The following is a 15,260-nucleotide window of genomic DNA, read 5'->3' on the forward strand; positions in this document are numbered from 1 at the left end:
GGTCCGCAGACCGATGAGCATCGACTTCGCCAACGCCCGCCGCGTCTTCGAGGAATCGACCGACTTCACCGTCGGCCTCGAGGAGGAGTTCGCCGTCCTCGACGCCGGCTCGCTGGCGCTCGTCCCGCGCTTCGAGGAGCTGCGCGACGCCGCCGGCGCCGACCCGCTGATGGCCGAGTCGATAGCCGGCGAGCTGATCTCCTCCGAGATCGAGATCCGCTCCGGCCGGGGTGCCGACCTCGCCGACGCCCGCGCCCGCCAGCACGAGCGCCGGCGGCGGCTGTTCGCGCTCGCCGTCGAGCGGGGGATCGCGCTCGGCGCGACCGGCACCCACCCGTTCTCCGACTACCGCGACCAGCGGATCATCGACACGGAGCACTACCACCGCGTCGAGGAGGGGCTGAAGTACGTCGCGTGGCGCAACAACACCTTCTCGCTCCACGTCCACGTCGGGGTCCGCGGCGCCGACCGCGCGATCCAGGTCTGCGACCGGCTCCGTCCCGTGCTGCCGCTGCTGCTGGCGATCTCGGCCAACTCGCCGTACGTCGACGGGCGCGACTCGGGCCTCCACAGCGCGCGCACGCAGACGTTCACGAAGTCGTTCCCGCGCTGCGGCGTCCCCGACGCGTTCGGCTCGTGGAGCGCGTTCGAGCAATACCTCGACTTCCTGCTGAAGACCAACTCGATCGTCGAGTACACGCAGGTCTGGTGGTCGGTCCGGCCGCACCTCTCCTACGGCACCGTCGAGGTGCGGATCTGCGACGCCCAGTCGACCGCCGGCGAGTCCGACGCGCTGGCGGCGCTGATCGTCGCCTGCGTCGCGCAGGCGGCACGCGACGTCGAGGAGGGCGTCCCGTTCGTCGACCCGGCGCCGCGGCTGATCGAGGAGAACATGTGGCGGGCGATCCGCCACGGCCTCGACGCCCCGCTGATCGACCTCGAGCGCGCCGTCGAGTTCCCTGGCGCGGCCGCGCTCGAGCGCCTGCTCGCGTGGACGGCGCCGCTGCGCGCCGAGCTCGGCATCGAGGTCGCGCTGCCCGAGTTGAACGGCGCCCAGCGCCAACGGCGCATGATCGACGCCGGAGCGGGCATCGAAGAGGTCTACGCGGCGACCGTCCGCGACACCCGCGAGACATACGCCCAGGAGGTGATCGTGTGAGCGCAGAGGATCCGCAGCGTCAACCGACCGAAGAGGAGATGCGCGCCGCGCTCCAGGAGGAGCTGAAGAAGGTGCGCGTCGAGCAGGTCGTGCTGGAGGCGGCCGTCTCGATCCTCAACGTCACCGTCATGCGCGCCGGGCTGGTGCCCGGCAGTGAGAGAGAGCGCGACCTCGACCAGGTCCGCGTCGGCATCGAGGGCGTCCGCTCGCTGCTGCCGCTCGTCGACCTGATCGCCGGCGAGCAGGCGAGACCGATCCGCGACGCGCTCTCCCAGCTGCAGCTCGCGTACGTGCAGGCGACCGAGCAGGGCGGCGCGACCGCCGGCGAGAGCCCGGCCGGCGCGCCGGGCGGCCCCGGCGGACCGGCCGCGCCGCAGCAGCCGCCGGCCGGTTCCGAGCCGGGCGCCGGCGCCGGCGCCGCGCCGCAGCCGCCGCAGCCGAGACCCGAGGGGCCGGGCCCGGCGCAGAGAAGCGGACGGCTCTGGGTTCCGGGGCAGTAGCGCTCCGAGAACCGCTGCGAGATCGCTCCAAACACGCGCCGAACGCGCGCTGACACACGCGGTTGAGACTTGACCGCACGTCCATGACGTGCGGTAGGCTCGCGCCCGCCTGATCGAGGTCGTGGAGAGCCTCGTCGCCGCGGCTTCGTCGCCTTGCCCGGCGCGCTGACCTGGCGTGCCGTCGTCGTTCAACTGAATCTGGAGGATCATCGTCTTGTCCAGTTTCCTGACCGACCACGGCGTACTCGTCGCACTGGCGTGCGCAGCCTGCGCGCTGGTCTACGGCGCCGTCACCGTGCGGCAGCTGCTCGCGCTCTCGCCGGGCAACGAGCGGATGCGATCGATCTCCGGCGCGGTCCAGGAGGGCGCCTCCGCCTACCTCAACCGCCAGTACACGACGATCGGGATCGTCGGCGTCGTGCTGTTCGTCGCGCTGATCTTCATCCAGGACATCTGGGTCGCGATCGGCTTCGCGATCGGCGGGCTCTCCTCGGCGGCGGCCGGGTACATCGGCATGAACGTCTCGGTGCGCGCGAACGCGCGCGTCGCCGAGGCCGCGCGCGAGGGCGTGCCGAAGGCGCTCAGCGTCGCCTTCCGCGGCGGCGCGGTGACGGGGCTGCTCGTCGTCGGCCTGGCGCTCGTCGGCGTCGCCGCGTACTACGGGATCCTCACCGCCTGGGTCGACCAGACGCCGAAGGAGGCCGTCGACGCGCTGATCGGCCTCGGCTTCGGCGGCTCGCTGATCTCGGTCTTCGCGCGGCTCGGCGGCGGCATCTTCACGAAGGGCGCCGACGTCGGCGCCGACCTCGTCGGCAAGATCGAGGCCGGCATCCCGGAGGACGACCCGCGCAACCCGGCGGTGATCGCCGACAACGTCGGCGACAACGTCGGCGACTGCGCCGGCATGGCCGCCGACCTGTTCGAGACCTACGCGGTGACGGCGGTCGCGGTGATGCTGCTCGGCGTCCTCACCTTCCAGGAGGCGAGCGCGGTCGCGATCTACCCGCTCGTGATCGGCGCCGTTTCGATCATCGCCTCGATCATCGGCACCTACTTCGTCCGCTCGGCGAGCGGCAACGTCGAGAACGCGCTCTACAAGGGGCTGATCGTCTCCGGCGTGCTGGCGGCGGCGGCCTTCTACCCGATCACGAACTGGCTGATGGACGACCTCTCGGCGATCGACGCCGGCGACATGGCGCCGTCGGTCGGCGAGCTGTACGTCTGCTCGCTGATCGGCCTCGCCGTCACCGGCCTGCTGTTCGTGATCACCGACTACTACACCTCGACGCGCTTCTCGCCGGTCAAGTCGACCGCGAGAGCGTCGGAGACCGGCCACGCGACGAACATCATCCAGGGGCTCGCGCAGGGCTTCCAGTCGACCGCCGCGCCGGCGCTCGTGATCGCGCTCGGGATCCTGTGGGCCAACGACCTCGCCGGCATCTACGGGATCGGCGTCGCGGTGATGGCGCAGCTGTCGCTGACCGGGCTGATCGTCGCGCTCGACGCCTTCGGGCCGATCACCGACAACGCCGGCGGGATCGCCGAGATGGCCGATCTGCCCGAGGAGGTCCGCAACGTGACCGACCCGCTCGACGCCGTCGGCAACACGACGAAGGCGGTCACGAAGGGCTACGCGATCGGCTCGGCCGCGCTCGCCGCGCTCGTCCTCTTCGCCGCCTTCGAGCACGAGCTCGACGTGGCGCTCAGCGACGCCGGCGAGGCGAGCGTCTCCTACGCGCTCGGCGACCCGGCGGTGCTGATCGGGCTGCTGATCGGCGGCATGATGGTCTACCTCTTCGCCGCCCTCTCGATGGAGGCGGTCGGCCGCGCCGGCGGCGCCGTCGTCGAGGAGGTCCGCCGCCAGTTCCGCGAGCGGCCGGGGATCATGGACGGCTCCCAGCAGCCCGAGTACGGCACCTGCGTCGACATCGTGACGCGCTCGGCGCAGCGGGAGATGATCCTGCCGTCGCTGATCCCGATCGTGATCACCCTGGTCGTCGGCCTGCTGTCGGTCGAGGCGCTCGGCGGCCTGCTGATCGGCGTGATCGTCGTCGGCCTCTTCATGGCCGTCTCGATGACCTCCGGCGGCGGCGCGTGGGACAACGCGAAGAAGCTGATCGAGGACGGCGCCTTCGGCGGCAAGGGCTCGGAGGCCCATGCCGCGGCGGTCACCGGCGACACGGTCGGCGACCCCTACAAGGACACCGCAGGCCCGGCGATCAACCCGATGATCAAGGTCGCCAACATCGTCGCGATCCTGATCATCCCGCTGATCGTGTGAGGTCGGGAAACGGGGTGCGGACAGCCGCACCCCGGCCCGGGGGCGCCGACCGCCCCCGCCGGAGGGTACGGGCAGCCGCACCCGCTCCGGGGGCGCCGACCGCCCCCGCCGGAGGGTACGGGCAGCCGCACCCGCTCCGGGGGCGGTCGGGGGTGGCTTCCGGCGAGCCGGTCGAGTAGACATCACCTCATGAGGATGCGCCTGTGGGTGGTGACCGCCGCGGCGGGGCTGGTGCTCGCCGACGCCTCGATCGTGACGCTGGCGCTGCCGGAGCTGCTGCGCGCGCTCGACACGACCGTCGAGGGGGTCGCGGCGGTGATCGCGATCTACACGCTCGTGCTCGCCGTCGCGCTGCTGCCCGCCGAGCGACTGATGCGGCGCGTCGGCGCGGCGCGCATCGGCGCCGTCGGCTTCCTCGTGTTCGGGCTCGCCTCGGCGCTCTGCGCCGTCGCCGACACGCTCGCGGTGCTGCTCGTCGCGCGCGCCGTGCAGGCGCTCGGCGGCGCCGCCGGCCTGGTCGCCGCCTTCACGCTGATCGACGGCGGGGCGCCGAGCGGCCGGCGCCACTGGCTCGGCGCCGCGGTGCTGTCGAGCGCGGTCGGCCCGGCGCTCGGCGGCGCGCTGACGCAGGCGTTCGACTGGCGGGCGATCTTCGTCGTGCAGGTGCCGCTGGCGGCGGTCGCGGCGCTGGCCGCGCTCACCGGCCGGGAGGCGGCCGCCGAGCTGGCCGCCGCCGACGCCGCGGCCGCGGCCGGGCCGGCGGGCGGCGGGCCGTCCGCGGTGGGCGGCGCCGTGCGGGCCGGCCCGCACGGGACGCTCGTCGCCGCGCCGCAGTCCGACCCGGCGCACGTCAGCGCGCCGATCAACCCGCTGCGGGCGCTCGCGCTCGCGCTGCTGTCGGCGGCGCTGACCGCCGTCCTCTTCCTGCTCGTCCTGCTGCTCGTCGCCGGCTGGGCGGTCTCGCCGCTGGCGGCGGCGGCGACGGTCACGATCCTGCCGCTCGCGGCGCTGGTCGGCGGCCGCGTCGAGGGGACGGCGATGCAGCGGGCGGTCGCCGGCTCGGTGCTCGTCGGCGCCGGCGTGCTGGCGCTGGCGTGGCTGCCGGACGCGAACGTCGCGTGGACGTTCGTGCCGCAGGCGCTCGCCGGGATCGGGATGGGGATGGCGCTTCCGGCCTTCGCCGGCGAGCTGATGCCGGAGCGCACGCCGCATGACGCCGCGTGGCTGCTGACGATCCGCCACGCCGGGATCGCGGTCGTGCTGATCGCGGTCGCGCCGCTGATCGCCTCCCAGCTCGACACGACGACGCAGCGGGCCCAGGAGCGCGGCGTGGCGCTCGTGCTCGACGCGAGGCTTCCGCCGCAGGACAAGCTCCAGCTCGCGCCGGCGCTCCTCTCCGGGGTCGACGCCGAGCAGCCGCGCGCCGGGCTGGAGGAAGCGCTGGCGGAGCATCGCGGCGACTTCGACGGCGAGGAGCGAGCGGTCTACGACCAGCTTGCCGAGCGCGCCGACGAGACGGTCGTGACGGCGGTCGGCGAGGCGTTCCGCTCGGCGTTCGTGATCGCGGGTGCGCTCGCGCTCGCCGCCGCCGGGCTGCTCGCCGTCGCCGGCGCCGCGGGGGCGATGGGCGCGATCGCGCTGCTGGCGCTCGTCGTCCCGGGCGCCTACGCCGGCCTCCACGCCGCGGTCGCCCCCGAACCGGTGACGATCGCGGACCCGTGCGAGGATCGCGCGCTGCCCAGCTCGGGCGGCATCACCGGCTTCCTGCAGGATCGCGCGCTCGAGCTGGTCGACGCGGGCGCCTGCCGGCTCGGGGTCAGCCGGGAGGAGCTGGTCCTCGGCCTCGCCTCCGAGCAGGGCGCCAAGCGGTTCGAGCAGCGCCACGGCGTCGACCCGCGCTCGGTCACGAGCCTGCTCGGCGGGCTGCTGAACCCGTGACGGCGCCGTGAAAGCGGGCGCGTATCCGCTCGGGACCGATTAATCTGTCGCAGATGCGCACGAAACCGATGCTCGTCGCGGCGGCAGCGGCGGCGGGAACGCTCCTCGCGCCATCCGCCGCGCTCGCCGCCAAGCCTCCGACCGCGAAGGCGCTCGAGCCGTTCGGGCTCACCGCCACGTGGCCGGTCAGGGGCGCGAAGGCCGAGGTCGCCGCCGGGGCCAAGCTGACGGTCTCGCTGCGGCGCGGCGCCCGAGCGCCGAAGGCCCGCCGCGCCTCCGCGCGTGTCACGCTGTTGCGGCTCGCCGGCGCCGGCGCTCCGGCGCGGACGGTCACCACGAGGCCCCTGAGGGGCGGGACCGGACGGGTCACCGTGAGGCTCCCGGCCGCCAAGGGCGTCAGCTACGCGCTGCGCCTGAAGGTTCGCGGCAAGCTGTTCGCCAGCCGGCTGAACGTGCCCGCGGCGCGGCCGGTGACGCCGGAGCCGTCGCCGGCCCCGCCGGCGCCCGATCCGGCGCCGGCGCCCGAACCGGCGCCGCCGTTCACGCCGGTCATCAAGCCGCCGGCCTGCCCGTCCGGAACGGCCGAGGTGACGCACCACCTGTGGAGCGACGTGATCGTCGAGACCTCGGCCGACCTGACGCTGCGCAACAGCGGAACGGGCTGCCTGCGCTACACGTGGAGCTTCACGATCGAGCGCAAGCAGGAGGACGGCAGCTGGACGGAGGTGCCGAGCGGCGTCGGCTTCCTCGCCGTCGTCAGACTGCTGCAGCCGGGCGAGACGGTCAGGTACGACTGGAAGGTGCCGGACGAAACGCCGCCCGGTCGCTACCGGCTCGTCCCCAATCGCTTCCATCCCGCCGACGACGGCGCGCCGATCGCCGCCGCGCCGCGGGAGTTCACCGTCACGCACTGACGACCGAGGAGCCGGGGGAGCCGGCGGCGACGCCGACTCCCCCGAGTAGTACGCTGCCGGGCCGCCCGTGAGCGTGTCCGTCCAACTCGGCCTGCTGCTCTCCCTCGCGACGGCGCTCGCGAGCGTCGTCGGCTTCCTCTACAAGCACCGCGGCGCCCAGCTAGCGCCGGAGGTCGACTGGAAGCGGCCGCTGCGCAGCACCTTCGTGCTGTTCCGCTCCGGCTGGTACACGCTCGGGGTCGTCGTCGCGCTCGGCGGCTGGTTCTTCCACGTCGGCGCGCTGGCGCTCGCGCCGATCTCGCTCGTGCAGTCGGTGATCGCCGGCGGCCTCGTGCTGCTGACCGTGATCGCCGACAAGCTGTTCGGCCATCGCGTGACGCGGCGCGAGTGGATCGGCGTCGCGCTGACCGCCGCCGGCCTCGCCTTCCTCGCGGCGACGATGGAGGGCGGCGCGAAGGAGGCTCACGGCGAGTATCAGACCGGGACGCTGCTGCTCTACGTCGGCCTGCTGTCGCTCGGCGGGACCGTCGCGGCGGTCGCGGCCGGCTGGGGCGGGGAGCTGGGCGGCCGCCTGTCGGTGACGCGGCGCGCGAGCGGCTACGCGCTGTCGGCCGGCCTGCTGTGGGCGGCCTCGGACGTCTCGATCAAGGCGGTCAGCGGCCATCTGGAGGACGACGGGCTGCTGCTGACCGTCCTCAACCCGCTGTCGCTGGTGATCCTGGTCGCCTCGCTCGCCGGGCTGCTGGTCTCGGCGAAGTCGCTCCAGCTCGGCGACGCCGTCCCCGTGATCGCCGTCACGAGTGCCGCCGCGAACCTCACGACGATCGCCTCCGGGCCGCTCGTCTTCGGCGAGCCGATGCCGTCCGACCCGTTCGCGCTCGCGCTGCGGCTGCTGGCCTTCGGGCTCGTGATCGCGGCCGCCGCGATGACGCCTCCGCCGGCGCCGGCCGACCCCGTCGCGCCGCCGCCCGAGCCCCCGGCGCCGCCGCTGGCCGGCGCCGATGCCGCAGCAGCGGCGGAGGCGCCTGCCCGGGGCTAGCATCCGGCTGGGGAACATTCGAGATGGCCCGCCGCCGACTCCAAGGCCTCGAGCGCGTGCTCGGGGTGAACGCGCTCTTCTCGACCGCCTACGGCAACGTCGGCTCGTCGATCTACTACGCCCTCGGCCTCGTCGCCTCGTTCGCGCTGGGCCTGACGCCGGTCGTCTTCGTGATCGCCGGCGTGATCTTCTTCCTGACCGCCTCGACCTACGCCGAGGCGACCGCGATGTACCCGGAGGCCGGCGGCTCCTCCAGCTTCGCCCGTCGCGCCTTCAACGAGTTCTGGTCGTTCTTCGCCGCCTGGGGCCAGATGCTCAACTACACGATCACGATCTCGATCTCGGCGTTCTTCGTGCCGCACTACATCGGGTCGCTGTTCTGGGAGCCCCTGCGCCACGCGCCCGGCGACATCATCGGCGGCATCGTCTGCGTCGCGCTGCTGGCGGCGCTGAACGTCTTCGGCGCCAAGGAGACGGCCGGCCTGAACATCACGCTCGCGGTCGTCGACTTCGCCACGCAGCTGCTGCTCGTCGGGCTCGGGCTGGTGCTGATCTTCTCGCCCGAGACGCTGATCGACAACGTGCAGTGGGGCGTCGCGCCGACGTGGTCGAACTTCATCGTCGCGATCCCGGTCGCGATGATCGCCTACACCGGCATCGAGACGATCTCGAACATGGCCGAGGAGGCGAAGGACGAGACGAGATCGATCCCGAAGGCGATCAACCGCGTCGTGATCGCCGTCTTCGCGATCTACGCGCTGCTGCCGGCCGTCGCCCTCTCGGCGCTGCCGGTCAGCTGCGAGGGCGGCGAGTGCAAGACGCTGCTCGGCCTGCCCGAGGACCAAGGCGGCTTCGCCGGCGACCCGGTGCTCGGGATCGTCGAGCACATGGACCTCGGCCCGCTCCAGCACGCCGGCGAGGTCTACGTCGGCCTGCTGGCGGCGACGATCCTCTTCCTCGCCACCAACGCCGGCATCATCGGCGTCTCGCGCCTGACCTACTCGATGGGCATCCACCGCCAGATGCCCGACAGGCTCCGCCAGCTGCACCCGCGGTTCCGCACGCCGTGGGTCGGGATCATCGTCTTCTCGGTGCTCGCCTGCCTGGCGATGATCCCCGGGCAGGCCGCCTTCCTCGGCAACCTCTACGCCTTCGGCGCGATGCTGTCGTTCACGATCGCGCACGCGGCGGTGGTGCGCCTGCGGCTCAAGCACCCCGACGCGAGACGGCCCTACCGGGGCCCGTTCAACCTCAGATGGCGCGGCCGCGACCTGCCGCTGTTCGCGATCGTCGGCGGGATCTGCACCGGCCTCGCGTGGGTGGTCGTGACGGTCCTCTACCTCGACGTCGCGATCACCGGCCTGTCGTGGCTGGCGATCGGCGTCGTCGTCTTCGTCGTCTTCCGCCGCCGCCAGGGGCTCGACCTGACGACGACGACCCGCGTCGCCGTCCCCAAGCCGGTGATCGACCACGAGGCCGAGTACGAGTCGGTGCTGGTCGCCTTCGACGAGCGTGAGTACGTCTCCGACGTGCTGCGCACCGCGATCAAGCTGGCGGCCCGCAGACATCGCGGCATCCACGTGCTCGTGACGATCACCGTGCCGCCGACCAGCCCGATCAGCGCCGCGATGCCCGAGCAGGAGCTGGCGGCGCAGGCGCTGATCGAGCAGGCGAAGGTCGAGGGCGGCCGGCGCGTCACCGGGCACTGGGAGAAGGTCCGGCCGGGCCAGGCCGGCCGCCGGATCGTCGACGAGGCGAAGGAGATCCAGGCGCGCGCGATCGTGATGCCGCTCCCGGTCCGCGCCGGCGGCGGGTCGATCTTCGGCCGCACGCTGGAGACGGTCCTGGCCGAGCGGCCCTGCCGCGTCATCATCGAGTCCGGTCGCGGCAGACGCCGCGAGGCGACCCGCAGAGCCGCGACGGAGGAGGTCGTCTGATGCCAGCGCCGAGAGAGATCCACGCGACGACGACCCGCCTGATGTCGGCGATCATGGTCGTGATCGGCGTCGCGCTGCTGGTGCGGACGCTCGCCGCCGGCGGCGGCCCGCTCGCGCTCGGCGTGCTGCTGGGGATCCTGTTCGTCGCCGCCGGGACCGGGCGGATCCTGCTGCTGCGCAGGAGCGGGCGCTGATGCGCCAGCCGCCCTCGCGCACGCTGAGCGCCCGCGCGCTGTTCGCGCTCGTCTACACGACCTCGGTCAGCTCGGTCTACTTCGCGCTGGGCGTCGTCGCCCACAGAGCGCTCGGCCTGACGCCGGTCGTCTTCCTCGTCGCCGGCCTCTTCTTCGCGCTCTCGTCGATGACCTACGTCGAGGGCGCGGCGCTCCACCGCGAGCGCGGCGGCTCGTCGGTCTTCGCCCGCTACGCCTTCAACGAGCTGGTCAGCTTCGTCGCCGGCTGGGCGATCCTGCTCGACTACGCGATCCTCGTCGCGGTCACCGCCTTCACGACGACCAACTACCTGGCGCAGTTCTGGTCGCCGCTGGGCACGGGGCTGCCGGAGGTCCTCGTCGCGATCGGCGTGATCGGCGCGGTCGCGGCCTGGAACGTGATCGGCCTGACGGTCCGCCAGCTGCAGCGCCAGATCGTGATCGCCGGCGCCGACCTCGTTGTGCAGCTGCTGGTGATCGTGCTCGGCCTGATCCTCGTCTTCGACCCGGGCGCGGCGCTCGACACGATCGAGCTCGGCTCGCAGCCGGCGTGGGACGACGTGATCTTCGCGCTGACGATCGCGACGATCGCCTTCACCGGCCTGGAGGCGGCGGCGAGCCTCGCCGGCGAGGCGACGGCGTCGCGGCGCGAGCTGAAGCGGCTGGCCGGCCCCGGCGTCGGCTCGATCGTGCTCGTCTACGTCGGGATCGCGGTCGTCGCCGTCAGCGCGCTGCCGGTCGGCGACGGCGCCTTCAGCAGAGAGGACATCGAGGCGCCCCTGCTCGGCGTCGCGGCCGCCTTCGACCCGGCGTGGCTCGCCGACGCGCTGCGGCCGATCGTCGCGCTCGCGGCCGTCACCGCGCTGGTCGCCGCCTGCAACGGCGCGATGCTCGGCACCTCGCGGCTCTCCTACGCGCTGGCGACCAACCGCCAGATCCCGGCCGCGCTCGGGCGCCTCCACCCGAGACGCGGCACGCCGTACGTGCTGATCGCGTGCGCCGCGGTCGTCGCCTCGGCGCTCGTGATCCCGGCCGACCTCGAGTTCCTCGTCGGCATCTACGCGGTCGGCGCGCTGCTCGCCTTCACGATCGCCCACCTGGCGATCGTCGTGCTGCGCTTCAGAGAGCCCGACCGCCCGCGCGCCTATCGGGTCCCGTTCAACGTCACCGTCAAGGGCCGCCCGGTGCCGCTGCCGGCGGTCGTCGGCGCGCTGCTGTCGGCGCTCGGCTGGATCAGCGTGCTCGTGCTCCACACCGGCGCGCGCTGGGTCGGCCTCGCGTGGCTGCTCGGCGGCGTCGCGCTGTACGTCGTCTACCGCCGGATCGACGGCAACCCGCTGCTGAAGCGCGTGATGGTGCCGGAGAGCGCGCTGATGCACGAGCCCGACGACGTCGAGTTCGGCTCGATCCTCGTGCCGGTCTTCGGCCAGCCGCTCGACGACGACATCGTCCAGACGGCCGGGCGGCTCGCCGGCACCGTGCGCGACGACCTCGACGAGGAGGGCGCGACGATCGAGGCGATCTGGGTCTTCGAGGTGCCGATGGCGCTGCCGATCGACGCCCGCCTGCCCGAGGCCCAGGTGAGACGCGCGCAGGAGGCGCTGCGGCGCGCGAAGGCGATCGGGGAGGAGTACGAGGGGGTCCAGGTCCAGACGGCGATGATACGAGCGCGCCGCGCCGGCCACGGGATCGTCAGCGAGGCGAAGCGGCGCGGGGTGGAGGCGATCGTGCTCGCCGCCGAGGAGCCCTCGCGCGTGCGCGGCGGGGCGCTGCTGGGCGGCTCCGGCGGCCCGCTCGAGAACTACGTCGGGGAGGCGACGAAGTACGTGCTGCGCAAGGCGACCTGCCGCGTGATCCTGACCGCGCCGGCCGCCGACACGACCGACCGCTGGGCGAGAAGGGCGGCGCCCGCGGCGCCCGCCGCGGAGGGCGGTTCGGCGGATCGGCCGGAGCAGCCCTCGCGCTAAGGTTCCGGCAATGCTGATCCTGATCGTCGGTGCGGGGCGCGTCGGCTCCGCCGTCGCCAAGCAGGCGCTGGAGGCCGGACACGACGTCTCGGTCCTCGACCAGGACCCGTTGTCGCACGAGCAGCTCGACAAGGACCTCGTCGACACCTGGGAGGACGCCGGCGGCCGCTTCACCGTCGGGACGGCGCTGGAGGTCGACGCGCTGGTCGAGGCCGGCATCGAGCACGCCGACGTCTTCATCGCCTCCACGCGCGGCGACAACACCAACCTTGTCGTCGCGCAGATCGCCCAGAAGCGCTTCCAGGTGCCGCGCGTCGTCGTGCGCGTCGCCGACCCGGCGCGCGCAGCCTGGTACGCCGAGCAGGGTCTGCAGACGATCTGCCCGACCCAGCACGCGATCGATCTCGTGAAGGAGGCGGCTCTTGCCCCGATGGCCTGAGCACGGACGCGACGAGCCGATGTACGTGATCATCGCGGGCGCCGGCAAGGTCGGCTGGAACCTCGCGCGCGAGCTGCTCGCCAAGCAGCACGAGGTGACGCTGATCGAGGACGACCGCCGTCGCTACCTGGTCGTCGAGCAGGAGCTGGAGCACGCCGTCCAGTACGGCGACGCGACCGAGCTGTGGGTGCTCGAGCGCGCCGGCATCCAGCGCGCCGACCTCGTGATCGCCGTCACCGGCGACGACGAGGACAACATGCTGATCTGCCAGGTCGCGAAGGAGAAGTACCTGACGCAGCGGATCGTCGCGCGCGTCAACAACCCGCGCAACCTGCAGCACTTCAGACTGCTCGGGATCCAGCCGGCCGTCTCGGCGACCGACCTGATCCTGCGCCTGATCGAGCACGAGGTGCCGCAGTACGGCCTCGTGCAGCTGCTCGCGCTCGAGGGGGAGCGGCTGGAGATCATCGAGCTCGAGGTCTCCGAGGGCGCACCGGCGGCCGGCCGCAAGGTCGGCGACGTGTCGCTGCCCGACGGAGCGCTGATCATCTCGGTGCTGCGCGACGGCGGCGGCTTCGTGCCGAAGTCCGACACCGTGATCGAGGCCGGCGATGAGGTGCTGCTGATCCTCGACCCGGGCCTCGAGTCGGCGATCACGCCCCAGTTCACGACGAGCGCGGCGGCGGCGTGATGGCCGACCGGCACGTCGACCACCTGCTGATCGGCGGCGGGCTCGCCTCCGCCAACTGCGCCCGCTGGCTGCGCGAGGAGGGCGCCGACGGCGAGATCCTGCTCGTCGGGCGCGAGTCCGACCCGCCGTACAACCGCCCGCCGCTGTCGAAGGGCTACATGCAGGGCAGGGAGTCGCGCGACGAGGCCTACTTCCGCCCGGACGAGTGGTGGAGGCTGCAGCGGATCGACCTGCGCACGCGCACGAGCGTGATGAAGCTCGACACGGCCGCGAAGGAGGCGACGCTGTCGACGAAGGAGGTCGTCTCCTTCGACACGGCGCTGGTCGCGACCGGCGCGATGGTCAGACGGATCCCGGCCGACGGCAGCGAGCTCGACGGGATCCACTACCTGCGCGCCTTCGGCAACTCCGACGCGATCAGAGCCGACGCGGCCGGCAGACGGGTCGTCCTGATCGGCGGCTCCTACATTGGCTGCGAGGTCGCCGCGTCGCTGACGGCGATCGGCGCCCAGGCGACGATCGTGATGCTGGAGGAGTTCACGCTCGAGCGCGGCTTCGGCAAGCAGGCCGGCCGCTGGCTCCAGCAGCGGCTGGAGGAGCACGGCGTGCGCGTGATCGCCCAGGACAGGCTGGCCCGCTTCGAGGGCTCCGGCGGGCGCGTCACCGCGGTCGTGACCGAGGGCGGCGAGTCGATCCCCGCCGACGCGGTCGTGATCGGCGCCGGCGTGATGCCCGACGTGATGCTCGCCCGCGCGGCGAGACTGGAGCTCGACGACGAGCGCGGCGGGATCCTCTGCGACAGCCGCCTGAGAACCTCGGCCGACGGGATCTACGCCGCCGGCGACGTCGCCTCCTACGACAGCGTCGTCCACGGCCGGCGGATCCGCGTCGAGCACTGGGACGTCGCCTTCAACCAGGGCCGGACGGCCGCGCTGAACATGCTCGGCCGCGACGTGCCGCACGACGTCGTCCCGTACTTCTTCTCCGATCTCGCCGACTGGGCGTCGCTGGAGTACGTCGGCCCGGCGGCGTCGTGGGATCGCGAGATCGTGCGCGGCTCCTTCGACGAGGGAGCCTTCAGCGTCTGGTACCTCGACGGCGCCCGCGTCGCCGGCGCGCTGTCGATCGGCCGCTCCGACGACCTCGAGGAGGCGCGTCGGCTGATCGCAGCGCGGGTCGAGCTGGACGACGGGGAGCAGGCGAGGCTCGGCGATGCGGCGACGGAGCTCGCCGCGATCGGCGCGCGGTAGCGCGAGCCGCCGGGGCTGGGAGGTCGGAGATCGCCTTCGCCGCAGCCACCGGAGCGCCGCCCACCGCCCGCCGATGACGCCCGCCGAGGAGACGCGCGAGCGGATCGCGACCCTGGCGGTGACGCTGCGCGCCTTCACGCACGCGGCCGGCGCCGAGGCGGCGATCCTCCTGCTCGACCGCGGCGACGGCGGCCAGCCGTTCGTCGTCGACTGTCCGCAGGAGGGGTTCGTGACGCTGGCCGAGGGCGAGCAGCTGGTCGAGCTCGACCCCGCGCGCCTGGCGGCCGAACCGCTGCCGGTCCCGTCCGTTCGCCCGCTCGGCCCGTTCGCCATCGCCGCCCTGCGCGCCGAGCTGACCGCGATCGCCGACGACGGACGGAGCGACCCCGACCTCCCGGCGGTCGCCGCAGACCCGGTCGTCGTGCCGGGCGCGGCCGCAGGCACAGGGGTCGGGGGCGGGGCGGGCGAGGCGCGGATCGCGCCGCTCGCACGGGCGCTGCGCGAGCTGACGGCCGGCTTCCCGGGGCGCAGCGTCCTCAGCGCGATCTTCGTCACGAACGACCCCGAACGGCCGCTCCAGCTGACCGCCCGCGCCGGCGACGCGATGATCGCCTCGCTCGGCGAAGAGCAGTTCGAGCTCCCCGCTCGCTGGCCGCGCTGACGGCCCCCGCGGGGCGGCTTTGGCACAATGGGGGTCGCGCGGCGCGTCTGGCGCGAAGCGTCTATCCTGATGCGTCGCAGCCGTTGCGGGATCGTCTAATGGCAAGACACTCGGCTCTGGACCGAGTAATCGGGGTTCGAATCCCTGTCCCGCAGCTCTCGCGAAAGCCCCGCTCAGGAGGCTGTCGCGCAAAGTGCGCGGCGGCCTCGGGCGGGGCTTTCTATTTGTGAGGTTCTCGTGGTCGGCGGCGGGGCCAGCGGGCCAGGACAAGT

General features: G+C 73.1%; 13 protein-coding genes and 1 tRNA gene. All 14 read left to right on the forward strand.

The features are described from left to right. Window positions 1-13: 13 nt before the first annotated feature. Window positions 14-1,159, forward strand: coding sequence for a carboxylate-amine ligase (locus tag BDZ31_RS17975; RefSeq protein WP_183343734.1), 1,146 nt, complete (start codon window positions 14-16; stop codon window positions 1,157-1,159). After that, window positions 1,156-1,659, forward strand: coding sequence for a hypothetical protein (locus BDZ31_RS17980; protein ID WP_183343735.1), 504 nt, complete (start codon window positions 1,156-1,158; stop codon window positions 1,657-1,659). Before BDZ31_RS17975 ends, BDZ31_RS17980 begins: the two co-directional genes overlap by 4 nt. A gap of 214 nt (window positions 1,660-1,873) precedes the next feature. Next, the gene (locus BDZ31_RS17985; RefSeq protein ID WP_183343736.1) at window positions 1,874-3,940 is read left to right on the forward strand and encodes a sodium-translocating pyrophosphatase; all 2,067 of its coding nucleotides are present in this window, start codon (window positions 1,874-1,876) and stop codon (window positions 3,938-3,940) included. 189 nt (window positions 3,941-4,129) lie between these two features. Then, window positions 4,130-5,878: an MFS transporter gene (locus tag BDZ31_RS17990; RefSeq protein ID WP_183343737.1), complete on the forward strand. Its 1,749-nt coding sequence runs from the start codon at window positions 4,130-4,132 to the stop codon at window positions 5,876-5,878. A 53-nt stretch (window positions 5,879-5,931) separates the two neighbouring features. Further along, window positions 5,932-6,792: an immunoglobulin-like domain-containing protein gene (locus tag BDZ31_RS17995; protein ID WP_183343738.1), complete on the forward strand. Its 861-nt coding sequence runs from the start codon at window positions 5,932-5,934 to the stop codon at window positions 6,790-6,792. A gap of 67 nt (window positions 6,793-6,859) precedes the next feature. Further along, window positions 6,860-7,831 carry a DMT family protein gene (locus tag BDZ31_RS18000; protein WP_183343739.1) on the forward strand — a complete coding sequence of 324 codons (972 nt, stop codon included), beginning with the start codon at window positions 6,860-6,862 and terminating at the stop codon, window positions 7,829-7,831. 23 nt (window positions 7,832-7,854) lie between these two features. Continuing rightward, on the forward strand, window positions 7,855-9,768 hold the full coding sequence (locus BDZ31_RS18005) for a universal stress protein (RefSeq protein ID WP_183343740.1): 1,914 nt from the start codon (window positions 7,855-7,857) through the stop codon (window positions 9,766-9,768). Continuing rightward, window positions 9,768-9,962, forward strand: a complete 195-nt coding sequence (locus BDZ31_RS18010; protein ID WP_183343741.1) for a hypothetical protein — start codon at window positions 9,768-9,770, stop codon at window positions 9,960-9,962. Before BDZ31_RS18005 ends, BDZ31_RS18010 begins: the two co-directional genes overlap by 1 nt. Beyond that, window positions 9,962-11,947 (forward strand): universal stress protein, encoded by a 1,986-nt coding sequence (locus BDZ31_RS18015; protein WP_183343742.1) that lies wholly within the window; start codon window positions 9,962-9,964, stop codon window positions 11,945-11,947. The genes BDZ31_RS18010 and BDZ31_RS18015 overlap by 1 nt, the downstream gene beginning before the upstream one ends. A 10-nt stretch (window positions 11,948-11,957) precedes the next feature. Beyond that, window positions 11,958-12,386, forward strand: a complete 429-nt coding sequence (locus BDZ31_RS18020) for a potassium channel family protein (RefSeq protein ID WP_183343743.1) — start codon at window positions 11,958-11,960, stop codon at window positions 12,384-12,386. After that, complete coding sequence (locus BDZ31_RS18025) at window positions 12,370-13,077, forward strand: potassium channel family protein (RefSeq protein ID WP_183343744.1); 708 nt, start codon at window positions 12,370-12,372, stop codon at window positions 13,075-13,077. Before BDZ31_RS18020 ends, BDZ31_RS18025 begins: the two co-directional genes overlap by 17 nt. Beyond that, entirely contained in the window at window positions 13,077-14,327 is a 1,251-nt protein-coding gene (locus BDZ31_RS18030) for an NAD(P)/FAD-dependent oxidoreductase (RefSeq protein WP_183343745.1), read from the forward strand. Before BDZ31_RS18025 ends, BDZ31_RS18030 begins: the two co-directional genes overlap by 1 nt. A 73-nt stretch (window positions 14,328-14,400) precedes the next feature. After that, on the forward strand, window positions 14,401-14,988 hold the full coding sequence (locus BDZ31_RS18035) for a hypothetical protein (protein ID WP_183343746.1): 588 nt from the start codon (window positions 14,401-14,403) through the stop codon (window positions 14,986-14,988). Window positions 14,989-15,072: 84 nt separating this feature from the next. After that, window positions 15,073-15,143: transfer RNA gene (locus BDZ31_RS18040), tRNA-Gln, on the forward strand. Window positions 15,144-15,260: the final 117 nt, after the last annotated feature.

The organism is Conexibacter arvalis, assembly GCF_014199525.1.
GTDB lineage: Bacteria > Actinomycetota > Thermoleophilia > Solirubrobacterales > Solirubrobacteraceae > Conexibacter > Conexibacter arvalis.

What these genes read in the sequence shown, in the direction of transcription:
- BDZ31_RS18010 (WP_183343741.1), top strand. Translation starts at nt 9,768, where the DNA reads ATGCCAGCGCCGAGAGAGATCCACGCGACGACGACCCGCCTGATGTCG.
- BDZ31_RS18030 (WP_183343745.1), top strand. Translation starts at nt 13,077, where the DNA reads ATGGCCGACCGGCACGTCGACCACCTGCTGATCGGCGGCGGGCTCGCC.
- BDZ31_RS18005 (WP_183343740.1), top strand. Translation starts at nt 7,855, where the DNA reads ATGGCCCGCCGCCGACTCCAAGGCCTCGAGCGCGTGCTCGGGGTGAAC.
- BDZ31_RS18015 (WP_183343742.1), top strand. Translation starts at nt 9,962, where the DNA reads ATGCGCCAGCCGCCCTCGCGCACGCTGAGCGCCCGCGCGCTGTTCGCG.
- BDZ31_RS17990 (WP_183343737.1), top strand. Translation starts at nt 4,130, where the DNA reads ATGAGGATGCGCCTGTGGGTGGTGACCGCCGCGGCGGGGCTGGTGCTC.
- BDZ31_RS18020 (WP_183343743.1), top strand. Translation starts at nt 11,958, where the DNA reads ATGCTGATCCTGATCGTCGGTGCGGGGCGCGTCGGCTCCGCCGTCGCC.
- BDZ31_RS17975 (WP_183343734.1), top strand. Translation starts at nt 14, where the DNA reads ATGAGCATCGACTTCGCCAACGCCCGCCGCGTCTTCGAGGAATCGACC.
- BDZ31_RS17995 (WP_183343738.1), top strand. Translation starts at nt 5,932, where the DNA reads ATGCGCACGAAACCGATGCTCGTCGCGGCGGCAGCGGCGGCGGGAACG.
- BDZ31_RS18035 (WP_183343746.1), top strand. Translation starts at nt 14,401, where the DNA reads ATGACGCCCGCCGAGGAGACGCGCGAGCGGATCGCGACCCTGGCGGTG.